At 69.5% G+C, this 12,346-nt stretch carries 11 protein-coding genes, 1 tRNA gene and 1 riboswitch; of the genes, 5 read left to right on the top strand and 7 right to left on the bottom strand.

The genetic code is table 11. The annotated features are described in order from the left end of the window. Nucleotides 1-51: 51 nt before the first annotated feature. Complete coding sequence (locus tag BLW41_RS03555; RefSeq protein ID WP_143038561.1) at nucleotides 52-858, bottom strand: mechanosensitive ion channel family protein; 807 nt, start codon at nucleotides 856-858, stop codon at nucleotides 52-54. On the opposite strand from BLW41_RS03555, the gene BLW41_RS10680 reads away from it, so the two are divergent. From BLW41_RS10680 to BLW41_RS03565, 3 genes are all read left to right on the top strand, one after another. Then, entirely contained in the window at nucleotides 857-2,170 is a 1,314-nt protein-coding gene (locus tag BLW41_RS10680; protein ID WP_143038562.1) for a mannosyltransferase family protein, read from the top strand. The two genes, BLW41_RS03555 and BLW41_RS10680, sit on opposite strands and share 2 nt — an antisense overlap. Before the next feature lie 64 nt (nucleotides 2,171-2,234). Beyond that, nucleotides 2,235-2,930 carry an HAD family hydrolase gene (locus BLW41_RS03560; RefSeq protein WP_177169299.1) on the top strand — a complete coding sequence of 232 codons (696 nt, stop codon included), beginning with the start codon at nucleotides 2,235-2,237 and terminating at the stop codon, nucleotides 2,928-2,930. An 11-nt stretch (nucleotides 2,931-2,941) separates the two neighbouring features. After that, nucleotides 2,942-3,817 (top strand): CPBP family intramembrane glutamic endopeptidase, encoded by an 876-nt coding sequence (locus BLW41_RS03565; RefSeq protein WP_143038563.1) that lies wholly within the window; start codon nucleotides 2,942-2,944, stop codon nucleotides 3,815-3,817. 81 nt (nucleotides 3,818-3,898) lie between these two features. Here BLW41_RS03565 and BLW41_RS03570 read toward each other — a convergent pair whose 3' ends face one another. Together BLW41_RS03570 and BLW41_RS03575 are read right to left on the bottom strand one after the other, a co-directional pair. After that, nucleotides 3,899-5,560, bottom strand: coding sequence for a peptidoglycan DD-metalloendopeptidase family protein (locus BLW41_RS03570; RefSeq protein WP_093116274.1), 1,662 nt, complete (start codon nucleotides 5,558-5,560; stop codon nucleotides 3,899-3,901). Nucleotides 5,561-5,572: 12 nt separating this feature from the next. Continuing rightward, nucleotides 5,573-5,727, bottom strand: a riboswitch (cyclic di-AMP (ydaO/yuaA leader). A gap of 65 nt (nucleotides 5,728-5,792) precedes the next feature. Then, nucleotides 5,793-6,182, bottom strand: a complete 390-nt coding sequence (locus BLW41_RS03575) for a hypothetical protein (protein WP_093116276.1) — start codon at nucleotides 6,180-6,182, stop codon at nucleotides 5,793-5,795. 57 nt (nucleotides 6,183-6,239) lie between these two features. Here BLW41_RS03575 and pyrE point away from each other — a divergent pair, with 57 nt between their 5' ends. Further along, nucleotides 6,240-6,839: an orotate phosphoribosyltransferase gene (pyrE, locus tag BLW41_RS03580; protein WP_177169300.1), complete on the top strand. Its 600-nt coding sequence runs from the start codon at nucleotides 6,240-6,242 to the stop codon at nucleotides 6,837-6,839. A gap of 84 nt (nucleotides 6,840-6,923) precedes the next feature. Here pyrE and BLW41_RS03585 read toward each other — a convergent pair. The 3 genes from BLW41_RS03585 to BLW41_RS03595 form a co-directional block, all read right to left on the bottom strand. Then, a tRNA-Arg gene (locus BLW41_RS03585) sits at nucleotides 6,924-6,996 on the bottom strand. A 63-nt stretch (nucleotides 6,997-7,059) separates the two neighbouring features. Then, the gene (locus BLW41_RS03590) at nucleotides 7,060-8,061 is read right to left on the bottom strand and encodes a galactose-1-phosphate uridylyltransferase (RefSeq protein ID WP_177169301.1); all 1,002 of its coding nucleotides are present in this window, start codon (nucleotides 8,059-8,061) and stop codon (nucleotides 7,060-7,062) included. Nucleotides 8,062-8,089: 28 nt separating this feature from the next. Further along, nucleotides 8,090-8,662, bottom strand: coding sequence for a TlpA family protein disulfide reductase (locus tag BLW41_RS03595; RefSeq protein ID WP_177169302.1), 573 nt, complete (start codon nucleotides 8,660-8,662; stop codon nucleotides 8,090-8,092). 239 nt (nucleotides 8,663-8,901) lie between these two features. Here BLW41_RS03595 and BLW41_RS03600 point away from each other — a divergent pair, with 239 nt between their 5' ends. Further along, nucleotides 8,902-11,553: a DEAD/DEAH box helicase gene (locus tag BLW41_RS03600; RefSeq protein ID WP_093116282.1), complete on the top strand. Its 2,652-nt coding sequence runs from the start codon at nucleotides 8,902-8,904 to the stop codon at nucleotides 11,551-11,553. A gap of 22 nt (nucleotides 11,554-11,575) precedes the next feature. Here BLW41_RS03600 and BLW41_RS03605 read toward each other — a convergent pair whose 3' ends face one another. Then, on the bottom strand, nucleotides 11,576-12,343 hold the full coding sequence (locus BLW41_RS03605) for a biotin--[acetyl-CoA-carboxylase] ligase (protein WP_093116284.1): 768 nt from the start codon (nucleotides 12,341-12,343) through the stop codon (nucleotides 11,576-11,578). Nucleotides 12,344-12,346: the final 3 nt, after the last annotated feature.

The raw sequence follows: 12,346 nt of genomic DNA on the forward strand, positions 1-12,346 counted from the left end.
AGGTCATCGTGAGCGCGGCGCGCCGGATCGCGAACTAGCGGCGCCTGCGCCTCAATCGGCTACCGGCGAGGATACTTCTGGCCCTTTGGCGGGTGGCTCGGTTGCAAGATCAGCAAGCCAGGCTCGCAGCAGCTCGGCGCGCGCCGCCTGCCAGTCGGCTCCTGGCTCCAGTCGCAAGAGCGCTACCAGTTCGACCGCGTCCTTGTCGGTGGCCCCCACTTGCACCTCAAGGCCGCGGCTGCGCGGCAGGCGCGTGGCGCGTTCGAGATCGATGTCGCGAGCGACCCAAACTGCCGCTTCGACGAGTACTCGGCCGCTCCGCAGGGTGTGATTCTCGAGCGGCGTTTGCACCAGTCGCTCGTTGGGCACGAGCAAGCACGCGCCGTCAGCGAGGCGGATGGTGGTGTAGCTGAGGGCCAGGTCCTCGACCTGCCCTCGCCGACCTTCGAAAGACACCACGTCGCCCACCCGAATTGGCTGCGTGATCGCGATCAGGATGCCGGCGATGGCGTTGGCGAGAGTCTGGCGGGCAGCGAAACCGACAACGATGCCGAGCACCGCCGAGGAGGCCAGCAGGCCGGTGGCGAGGCGCCGAACGTCGGGAAACTGAGCGAGCGCCAGGGCCGCGCCAAGCATCACGATCGCGGCGAACACCAAGCGGCGTACCAGGCGTAGCCGGGTGCGCAATTCGGGCGACAATTGTTCGGTGCCGAGGGCGGCACGCAGGCTCCCGGTTCGTCGCGACAGCGCCCGATCGAGCAGCTCCGCTAGCGCCAGCGCGCCCAGGAAGGTGGCGGCTGCCGTGAGCTCGCGCCGATACTCCGCGAAGAACGAGGCGCCCAGGTACAAATCGGGCATGGTGCTGCAGGCTAGAGCGGTCGCGCCGAGGGCGGCTGTGCGCCAGCGGCTGCGCGCTGGTCTGGCAACCGCGCTGAGCAAGCAAGAGTTTCTGTGGGTGATCGCGGTTGTGCTGATTACACGTCTTGTGGTTTGGCTTGTGGCAACCTTCGCGGCGCTGCTCACCGCAGGCCCGGAGGCGGCCGGCTCGCTTGGGGGGCTGAACGCCAGGCGCTTCGACGACCCCACCCTTACGCACCCCTTCGGTGACCCACTTGACCTGCTGCTCGCGCCGCTGGCGCGTTGGGATGCGGTTTGGTACCTGCGGATCGCAGATCAGGGCTATGGGTCCGCCCCCGGTCTAAAAGCTGCGTTCTTCCCGCTGTATCCGCTGCTGGTGAGGATGCTCGGGGAGCTCGGCGGCGGAACTCCGGGTGCCAACTTGCTGGCTGCTTACGTGCTCTCGTTAGCGGCCTTCTGCGCTGGCCTTTGCTGCGTTTACGCACTTGTGCGCCGGAGCAGTGGCAACGCCATTGCGAAGGCGACGGTTCTGTTGATGGCGGTGTTCCCTGGGTCTCTGTGGTTCGGAGTGCCGTACGCGGAGAGCCTGTTCCTGCTGCTGTCGGCGGCTGCCCTGTGGTGCGCTGCCTACGGGAGCCTCTGGTTGGCTGGTGGGCTCGCTGCGGCCGCGGCCGCCACACGCTCGCTAGGGGTTTTGCTGATCGTGCCGTTGGCCCTCTACTGGTGGCGGCGTCGAAGAGTTGGCGAGGTTTCCCGCGCGACCCTCTTGTCGTTGTTGCTCTGCCCACTCGGCCTAGCTGCCTTCGCGCTCGGCTTGTGGGCCGGCGGCGCCGAGCCGCTTGCGTTCGCGCAGATCCAGTCAGCGTGGGCGCGCGAGACGACGGGCCCGGTGTTGGGAGCGTGGCACGGGCTTGCGGCGGCGTGGCTGGGTCTGCGCCAACTCGCCGCGGGTGCCCGCGAGCCGGTCTTCTTCGGTGTAGCAGCGGGTGATCCGTACCGCATCGCGGCGATGAACCTGATGCTCTGCGGCTTCCTGCTGCTGTCGCTGTGGGCGGTCTTGCTCTCGCGACGGCGAGTGCCGCTGCCGCTCGCCGCGTGGTCGCTCGCGGGGCTGCTGTTTGCGATCTCCGCCCCTGCTAAGCCCCAACCGCTGATGTCGATGCCACGGCTCGTCGCTGTCCTCTTTCCGCTGGCGTGGGCAGTCGCCGCGTGGGCCGAAGAGCGCAGGGCGGTGTCAGTCGTGGCGGCATGCGGGGCGATCGGGTTGGGTGCGTTCGCCGCGCTGTACGCCGGCTGGAGTTGGCTTGCCTAACGAGCTACCGCTACCGTGCGCGGCTTTGCTAGCGACGCCGCGTGGGCCGGCACGCGGCGGACGGTTGAGGGCAGTCTCCTTCGATGCGCTAGGCACCCTTCTCGAGCTCGAGCCGCTGGCGCCGCGTCTGCAGCGCGAGCTGGAGAGGCGGTTCGGGCGGCGGCTCGATGCGGAGCGCGTGGCACGGGCTGCGGCCGCGGAGATCGCCTTCTATCGCGCGAACCATTTGGTCGCGCGGGACTGTCGGAGCCTCGAAAAGCTGCGCGAAAACTGTGCCCGCGTGGTCCTTGAGGCGCTGCCCGAATTGCGCCGCGGGGCGGTCCCCGCGCAGCGCCGACTAGGGACCGTGCGCGAGGCGCTGCTGGCGGCAATCAGCTTCCGCCTGGCGCCCGACGCCGTCGCGACAGTGCAGGCGCTGCGGACCCTCGGCTTGCGCGTCGGCGTGACGAGCAATTGGGACTGCGATCTTCAGCGGGTGTTGGGCGAGCTTGGTCTCCGCGAGTTCTTCGACGTAGTCGTGGTGAGCGCAGAGGAAGGCGTAGCGAAGCCCGACCGACGTCTCTTCGAGGTGGCCCACGAGCGCCTCGGTGTGAGGCCCGACGAAGCGCTGCACGTCGGCGACGATCCGTTCGCTGATCTTGCGGGGGCCCGGCTCGCCGGTTGGTCCGCTCTAGTGATCGATCGCGACGGTCGCTATCCGGAGTGCCTGGCGGCGATCCGCACGCTCGCGCAGCTGCCCCCTCTACTCTCGAGGATCTGAGGTTGCCGCGCGTGGAGACAGCACGCGACCAAGTCGATGACGGCGTCGCCACCGATCTGGTGGCCAATAGCGGTGTGCGTTGGCATCCCTGGCAAGCGTTCGCCGCCTTGGTCACTGCCTTGTTGGCGATCACGGTCGCCATCGGAGTGCTCGGATCGATCTTTGGGATCGAGTCGCGAGCGGAGGAGACGACGTCCTTCCGAGTATTCGCGACGCTCGTACAGGAGGCGCTGCTGCTCGCCTTTGCCTACCTCTTCGCGCAGATCACGGGTCCGGTGCGCGCCGCCGACTTCGGTCTGCGTGGCGGTCGCCTAGCGATGATCGCCAAGCGCACGGCGGCAGTGGCGGCTTTGTACTACGCCTTCGCGCTCACCTACGCGGCCGCACTGCGTCCCGATATCGAGCAGACGGTCGCGCAAGACCTGGGCGCACGCGACGGACTCGGCGGTCTCCTGGTCGCCGCCTTTTTGATCGTCGTGGCGGCACCGATCGTCGAGGAGCTGTTCTTCCGAGGCTTCTTCTACCGCGCTCTGCGGGGCCGCTTTTCGGTGGCCATCGCTGCCCCGATCGACGGTCTCGTCTTTGGACTTCTGCACTGGAACTTCGCGAGCGCCGACCAGCTGCTCGTGGTGCCACCGTTGGCGGTCTTCGGGGCGCTCCTCTGCCTCCTCTACGAACGCACAGGAACTTTGCTCGCGCCGATCGCACTGCACGCCTTCAACAACACGCTGGCGCTCTCGACTCAGGCACCGCACGATGCGGTGACGTTCGCGATCGGGGCGCTCATGCTCGTCGTCGCACTCACTGCAGCCCGCGTGGTGCCGAGCGCGCCCGAGTCGCCAACTGGCGTTCGCAGCGCCGGTACGAGCGACGAGGGTCGCGTCTGACGACGCGACCCTCGCGCGGTTCCCGGATCTTCGGTTGTTTCCCTGATCGCTCGAAAAGACGCGAGGCGCCGAACGCTCCCGTTATGGCGCGGGCGCGCTGGTCGAAGCCGCGCCAGAGGCAGGAGCTGGGCCGGGCGCTGGGGCTGGCGCGCCACCCGAGCCCTCAGCGAACCGCTGTTCCGCTGTTGAGCCAGTGCTGCTGACAGCGCTCTGCTGGCTCCCGCCGCCCGAGGTGCTCGTCGGCGCAGGCGCAGGAGCGGTCGCCGGCGCCGGCGCAGTACCGGGTGCGGGCGCGGGTACGGTCGTGGTCGAGCGCGTAGCCGGTGCTTGCCCGGCCTGGCCCGCGCCACCTGAAACCTCGGAGTTGCGCTCGACGGTCGCGCTCGGTGGCTTTGTGCTCGGGGCGTCTGAAGTGCCCGCGGCCGAGTGGCCCGTGCTGCCTGCAGCGCCGTCGTTCGCCGATGCGCTCGCAACGCGCTGCTCGCTCGTCGGGGCGGGCGCGCGCGTTGCGGCTGGGCTGGCTGCGGCAGTCCGTTCGGTTGCGGGCGGTTGGCTCCAGCGGGCGGTCGTGCTGGCCCGGGGGGTGACGCCTCGGGCGAGGTTGCGCGACTTAGTGGGTGAGCGGTGCGCCGAAACGCGGGCGGCACTCCGCACGGGGCTGCTGCCGGCAGCCGCCAAGCGCCCCGCCGGGTCGACCGGTCGGCCGTTCACACGCGTTTCGAAGTGCAGGTGAGGGCCACTGCAGTTGCCGGTGCAGCCGACGTAGCCGATGACTTGCCCGGTCGCCACCCGCTGACCCGAGCGAACAGCGAAACCGCTCAAGTGCGCGTAGCAGGTGGCGAACGTCGCGCTATGGCGCACGCAGACGATGTTGCCGTAGCCGCTCTCGGCGTCCGCGTTTGTGACGGTCCCGCAGGTGAACGCCCGGACCGGTGTGCCCGTCGGTGCGGCGATGTCGATACCGCTGTGGCGATGGCCGGGACGTGGCGCCCCGAAGGAGCTCGTGACGACTCCCTTGACCGGGCGCGTCGTGCTCTCGCAAGAGCCGAGTGCCGGTCCGCTATCGAGGCCCTGTGGAGGCTGGGGTGCCGCGCCACTCTCGTCGAGCGCGGGGCTAGGTGCCGGCGGCGAGTAGTACGCGCCACCGCTCAGCCGTGTCGCGCCGAACCCGGCCTTGCGGGCCCGTCGCTCGAGGCGCCGCTGGAGACGCTCGAGCGGCTTGCGGGGCTGGAACGCCGCCGCGACCGTTACCTCCGCCGACCGGCTCCCCCCATTGCCACCGCTCGCCGCTGCCGGCAGAGCGATGCTGTCTGCGCCGAACAGCGCCGACCACGTGATCGGCCCGACGATCCCGTCCACGGCAAGCCCGTTGCGTAGCTGGAAGGCACGGACTGCGCGCTCGGTCTGAGGACCGAAGATTCCGTCTGCGGCGATCCCTAGGCGGCGCTGGACCTCCGCGACCATCGGACCGGTCGCACCGCGGGCGAGCGGCAGCGCTCCCTCGCGCAGCTCGATCACGCGCCGAGTTGGTGGGGCGTCTCCGGTCTTCGGGTTGCTACCGCGCATCGCCGCCCCGGCGGGAGCGGCGTTGCCAGCGAGTGCGGCAGTGAGCATCGCGACGGAAACTCGCCGGCGCCTGGCTAGCTCGCGACGAGCGACCGGCGCCAACCGGCGTCGCCGAAGCGACCGCTCGAGGTCCCTCTGCCACAGCTCCTTCGAAGCGAGATCTCGCTTCTCTTGCATACCTGGACCACGCTCCCCTTCCGTCGCGGCCTACGGGGTTAGCTGTCGGGCTCGCGCTGGAAGTCGCGCTACGCCGTGCTAAGACGGCGATTCGCCCCCGACCCGTTGGGTCCTTGGGTCCCCCGCTCTCCGCACCTGGTGGCACGAAGACTCGGCCCTGGGCTTGCAAGTCCTGTCTTGTCGATTGCGCTCGAGCGAACCCGAGCGCGACGCGAGCAGCTTAGCGCGTTAGTCAGATCGGTTGGCCGGTTCGCCAGTCACGGATCTCGCGACGGCGTTGCGGCAAAAGGTTCGCCAAGAATCCCAGCAACAGGCCCCAGGTCAAAAGGCCGAGCAGGGCCGGTACCGAACGCGCTACCCAGGGATTGGAGCTGGGCGCCACGCCCACGAAGGGCTTAAGCAGGAAATCGTTGGCGTCCTCGATCACCTCGCGCACGCGACCGTGCTGGCGCTCGCGCTGCCGCTCCGCTGCGGCAGCGGGCGCTGGCGTGCCCGCCTCCTGCTGGAGCTGCGTGAGCTGCTCGTCTCGCCCCTTGGCCCCCTGATCGGCTGCGAACATGGCGAAGCTAAGGACGATCACGAGGCTCGCGCCGATCGCAAACAGCCGCAGCAGTGTTCGCATTGCAGCCTTACTATCGGCCGCAGCACGTTGCGAGATGAGGCCGATAAGGGAAGTCCCGTGAAAGCGCAGCAGAGGCGTCCAGTCGCCGCTGCGCCGCTTACCGTCCCGGAGAACGCACGGACCGAGCTCGCGCGTTTGTTGCGTGCCGAGGCGCTGGTGTTCGGTGACTTCGTGCTCGCTAGCGGTGCCCGCGCCTCTTACTACGTCGATTGCCGGCGGGTGCTGCTCGCGCAACCCGCTTTCGGTCTCGTCGGCTCGCTGGTCGCGGAGGTGGCGCGCCAGCTTGGTGCAGAGGCGGTCGGGGGGCTCACGCTCGGCGCCGACCCGATCGCCTGCGCGGCGATCGCCGCAGACCCTCGATTGCGCGCCTTTCTGGTGCGCAAGGAGCCCAAGCGACACGGTCTCGGCAAGTGGATAGAAGGTCCCCCGATCGCCGGCGTGCGTTGTCTGGTCGTCGAGGACGTGGTGACGAGCGGGAGCTCGCTCGTCCAAGCGATCGAGCGAGCGCGTGCCGAAGGCGCCGAGCTGGTAGGTGCGCTCGCGGTGTTGGATCGCCTGGCGGGAGGTCGCGAGCGGGTGGTCGCCGCGCTCGACGGCGAGCTGCCGTACCTGGCGCTGACGACGATCGAAGATCTCGACCCCGAGCGCTCGCCGTAGCGACCATCCGCTGTTGGTGCAGCGGCGTCGCCGGGCAGCAGCGTCGCCGGGCGACGGCGTCGCCGTCGGGCGGCCGTCGGCCGATGCCCCCGGCAGGAATCGAACCTGCGACACCGCGCTTAGGAGGCGCGTGCTCTATCCACTGAGCTACGGGGGCGCGGTCGCTGCGCAGGGTAAACCCTCGATCGCCGTCGTCACGCGTCCAACACGCCGCCCCCGCTCAACGCAGCAGGCGTGCCGCCTGCTCCGGTGCTAGAGGGCAGCAGTGAACACCCGCCCCGAGCTCAAGCCCAGCCGGCTGGGCGAGGCGGGGCAAGAGCTCGAGCCGCCAGCAGAACGCGGTGGCATCGTCCGGCGCGGTTCGGACGAAGAGGTTGAGCGGCGGCTTGTCGCCGCACGCGCTCCCTAGACGATCGAGCACTTCGGCTAGGAGGTTCGCGGCGAACGGACCGTCCTCGTCCTCGAAGCGTGGCCGTGGCCGACGGGGAGCTATCACAACGTGGAAGGGGGCGCGCGCAGCGAAGGGGCAGAAGGCCACACACTCGTCGTCGACTGCGACCAACCGCTCACCGTTTCGGACCTCCTGCTGCACGAGGTCCGCCAGCAGATTGCGGCCCTGAGTGCGTTCGAAGTACGCAGTGAAGCGCTCCCGCTCACGCGCTACCTGGGCGGGTACGAACGGCAACACGTAGAGCTGCGCGTGGGTGTGGGGCAGGGAGGCTCCCGCCGCACGACCCTCGTTGACGATCAGGTGGGGGTAGCCGAGGGCGCGACCGGCCCGTATCCGGCGGCGCCAGACGGTGAGCGCGCGCGCGAGCTCGTCGCGGCTGAGGTCGGCGAGCGAGGTGACCGGTCGCGGGCTGTTGATGATCACCTCGTGGGCGCCGAACGCGGGGCGCGAGACGAACAGGTCGACCTCGCCACGTCCGCCGAACTCCTCGAGCGGGCTTGCGTCCGCGTCAGCGACCGGCGCCGTCAGGGCTGGGAACTTGTTCGGTACGACGCGCACGCGCCAACCGGGTTGGTTCGGTGCACTGCCGCTGACTCGGTCGGCGTCGATTTCCGGCGGGGTCAGCTGTTCGTTGCCTTCGGCGAAGGGATCGCTGGCAGTGTCAAGTCGCTCTTCGTCATCACGCTCGCCGGGCGTAAGCCAGGCGCCTGGTCGTGACGCACGGCTGTGGGCGATGAGGACGTGCAGACCGCTCAGCGGATCGATCCGCACCTCAGGGGGCGCTGCCGCGCCCCGTTGGTCAAAGCGCATAACGCTCGACGTCGCTCAACAGCTCGGCGAGCGTACGGTAGGGACCGTACTTCACGTGCGTACGGCGACCACGACGATCGAAAAACACCGTCGCCGGGAATACGCGTTCGATGCCGAGCGAACGAGCGAGCGCCCCGTCACCGTCGCGTAGCGACGGGTAGGGAACCGGCTCCTCGCGCAGGAACGACCGTGCTGGCCCGCTGGCGTCCTCGCTGTTTAAACCGACGAACGCCACGCGTCGGCCGAGCCGCAGGGCGGCCTCGCGCAGCAGCGGAAACTCGGCGCGACAAGGCCCGCACCACGACGCCCACTTGTTGACCACGACCGGGTACCCGCGAAGACCTTGGAGGGTGCGCTGCAGGGACTTCTCGTCAGCCGGGCGCAGCGTGCTCGGCTGCGCGTACAGGCGAGCGAGCGGCGGCGGCGCTTGCTGGATGCGTGGCACCGGGCGCGTCGCATCGCGTTGACCCGCACCGCAGGCGCTCAGCGAAACTGTCAGCGCAACCACCAGTGCGATGCGAGCGCCACTGGGCGCCCGGTTGAGGAAGCGGCCGTCACCCACGCCGCAAGGTTCGCACAAGGGTCGCGCACAAGGCTCGATCTGCTCGAACAGGTCTCGGACGCTCGCGCGTGTGCTGTAATTGACGTGACCTCTACGGTCCGTGAGGACCGGGCGGGCTCGCTGCCGTGTCGCGCGCTGAAGGCGGCGCGCCAGCGGCGGCGAAGACTGGGTCGGGCCCGCCGGCATGCGCCATGCGTCGCGCAGGCGTTGCGGGCTCCCTGCCTTGAGAGGACGCCACGTTGGCTGAAACACCCACGCTCGCCGCAACGCTTCCTTTCTCCGCGGCCGATCTGGAACGCGCGGAGCGGTTCGCCCGTGAGCGTTTCGTCCACGAGGGCGAGGACCCACAAGTCGTGCTCGCGGAGGGGACCGCCCGACGGATGGCGCTCGACGATGCCCTCGCCGAGATCGCTGCCGGTCGCGAATACCCGTCGGTGCGGTGGCGTCAGGACTACTCGTTGCTGCTGGGGCTCGAGCGCCTCCTGAGTCAGGACGAGCCGAAGCTCGCGGACGGCACGGTCCTGTCTGCGCATCAGGTCGACGCGCTCTCGGGAACCCTGGTCGCGCTCACCGCCGAGCTGCAAAGCCGCCGCCAGCTCGCGGAGCGCGAAACAACGGGCAGCGCGCCCGACGGGGGCGATCAAGGGCGCTTGCAGCCGGCGATCGACGACGGCGGGGAGGCAGCGCCGGTGGCCGCGGCAAGCGGCGACGCAGGCGAGGGCGACGAGGAGTTCCTGGAGGCCGACGAGGAGCCGATCGATTGGGACGAGGAGGAAGCTTCGGGCGAGGGCGCGCGCGACGAGGAGGACCCAGGAGCCGCTCGCCGCTTCTGGTTCGAGCACGCCACCGGCGCCGGCAAAACCGTTGCCGCACTGGGCTTTGTCGACGCGTCGCGTACCGGTGGCGTGTTGATCCTCACGCACCGACGGAACCTCGTCGATCAGTTCCTCGGCGAGCTGCGCGACCGCGGCTACGGCGAGCGCATCCGGCCGCCGCGACTGCAGCCGGATCCCGACCCGCCCGCCGACGGGCCGGTGACGGTTGAGACCTACCAGTGGTTCGTGCGCAACGCTGGGCGCATCTCCGATGCCTACACGGTGGTGATCTGCGACGAGGCCCACACCGCGCTCGGCGAGAAGACAAGCGAGGCGATCCGCAACTGGGTAGGTCCGGTGTTCATCGGAATGACCGCCACCGGCGCCCTGATCGCGCGCCATGTGACCGACCTCTTCCCGACCCAAACGTCCCGTTTCGATCTCGCCCAGGCGGCGCGACGAGGGGTGATCGCACCGCTGCGGGCGATTCGCATCCCGCCGGGGCCCGGGGTGCGCTCGATCGCGAAGGTTCCGCTCCGGCGCGGTGAGGTCGATCAGGACTTCGATCAGGAAGAGCTAGCCGCACTGCTCGACCAGCAGCCTTTCAACTTCGCTATCGCCGACCTCTACAAGTCGCGTTTCCGGGGCATGCCGGGCGTTATTTACGCGGCTGGCGTAAAGCACGCGCATCACGTGGCGGAGGCGTTGCGAGCGGTCGGCGTGAGGGCCGTAGCGGTTTCCGGAGAGACACCGAAACGTGAGCTGGCGCGCATCCTCGCTTCCTACGAGCGTTGCGAGATCGACGTTCTCGTCAACGCGCAACTCCTGGCCGAGGGCTGGAACTCGCCGAAGGCGACCGTCTGCATGCATCTCGCGCCGACCGCGTCGCGTCGCGTCTATCAGCAGCGTGTGGGACGCGTGACGCGCAAGCACCCACAGAAGGAAGCGGGGATCGTCGTCGACTTCGTCCACCCGGCGACTCGCAACGACGATCCCGTAGTGACCCTTCACAGCTTGCTCGATCGCGACGTCTATCGAGGCGGGGCGATCGTCGTCGGCCCGGTGAGGCGGGCGCGCGGTCGACGCATTCGGGTCGAGAAACGAGTGGTGCCTGTGACCGCCGATCCGGAGCGAAGGGCACAAGTCTTCGAACGCGAGCTCTGGCGGATCGCCGTCGAACACCTCCCCTGGGGCGAGCAGCAAGCGTGGGCGATGCTCGCCGGGGCACGTGTCTCCCAAGCCAACTGGCGGCGGGCGAAGGCGATGTTGCACTTCGATCGCACCGGCGAGCTGCGGCGCCTGTTCCTGATCAACTGTCTGCGCCGCAACCGCAACACCCAGCTGCGCTTGAAGGCGCTCCAAGAGATCGGCGCGCTGCGCGATCCGGAGGCTTTCGACGAGGCGGTCGAGATCGTCGGCTCGTGGTCCCGTGAAGAACGCCGAGAGGGCGTACGGGTGCTCCTGCAGATCCTCGCCGATCGTCCGCTCGGGCGCCGCGAGCAGGCCGCACGCTGGCTTTGGCATCTCGCCGAGTACAGCCGGGAAGTGCACGAGCAGTACGCCACCCAGCGCTGGCCGGAGGCCAAGCGGCTGTTGGGCCTGCTCGTCAACTCTTCGGGGACGGCCCACGCGCGCAACGCGCGCAAGCTGGTTCAGGCCGCCCAAGGGCAGGATCGCCGACTGCAAGCGGCGTTGCTGGCCGCCGCCACCGCTCACACCCCGGAGGCTCAGCAAACGCTCGACCGCGCGCGGATGCAGCTGGCGCGCAAGCCGCAGGCGATCGCGCGCGAACTTTTGCGCAACTTCCCCAAGGGCAAGCGCCGGCGCGCTCAGCGCAAGCGTCGACGGGGTGCCGGCGAGCAGCAAACGGCACCGGTTGCGGGCTCTGAAGCCGTCTCAGTGGAGTCCACGAACGGCGGCGCGGAAGGCGAGCAGTCCGCCAGCGAAAACACGGGCACGAGTGCGGTCGACGTGCGCCCCGAAGATGTGGTGCCGGGCGTCGGCGAGTCGCCCGCAGGCGCGAGCCAGGAGAGCGCCAACGCGAAGGCCGGGGAAGGCGCCGCCGAAGCTGCGTGAGGAGGCCCGTCAGCGAGGCCCGTCAGTGGGTCTCGGCCGGCGCTTCGCCGGTGCCGAGGTGCACCTCCCCGGCCGCCAGCGTTATCTCCTGCTCACCGACCCTAACCCGCAAGCGGCCTTGCTCGTCGATGCCCTCCGCAATGCCGGATCCCGACGACCAGCGCACGGTGTGGCCGGCCAACACGTCGCGACTCGGCCAAACCGCCGTCACTCGCTCGAGGCCGCTCGGCTCGGTCCAGCGAGCGAGCGTGGTGCAGAGCGCCGTGGCGAGCTCGCTCGGTACCGGTACTCGCCGACCCAGTCGCTCTGCCTCCAGCGCCAGCGACGTCGCGCGATCGACCAGCTCGGGCGCTAGTTGCTCGGGGCGCAACGTCACGTTGACGCCGATCCCGACCACCAGCCAGCTTTCTTGGGGGCGGCCTTCGATCAGGATCCCGGCGAGCTTGCGACCGGCAACTACGAGGTCGTTAGGCCATTTGACGCCGACCTCGAGGCCGGGCACGAGCTCTTCGCAGGCTTCGGCCGTGGCGAGCGCCACCGCGAGTGCGAAAAGTCCCGAGGGTGGCCGCTGCGGGCGCAGCAGGAAGGACGCGAGCAGGGAGCTGCCCGGGGGAGCCGTCCAGCTGCGTCCCTGACGCCCCCGACCGGCCGTCTGCTCGTCGGCGGTGACAAGCGTGCCGTGCGGCGCACCGCGCGCAGCAAGTGCTCGTGCGAGGTCGTTGGTCGACCCGCAACGACGGACGTGGAGGTGGGGGAAGCCGATCCGCTGGTCGCCGCTTGCGTCGACCACCGC

Source organism: Thermoleophilum album, from assembly GCF_900108055.1.
In the GTDB taxonomy this organism is placed as follows: Bacteria; Actinomycetota; Thermoleophilia; order Solirubrobacterales; family Thermoleophilaceae; genus Thermoleophilum; species Thermoleophilum album.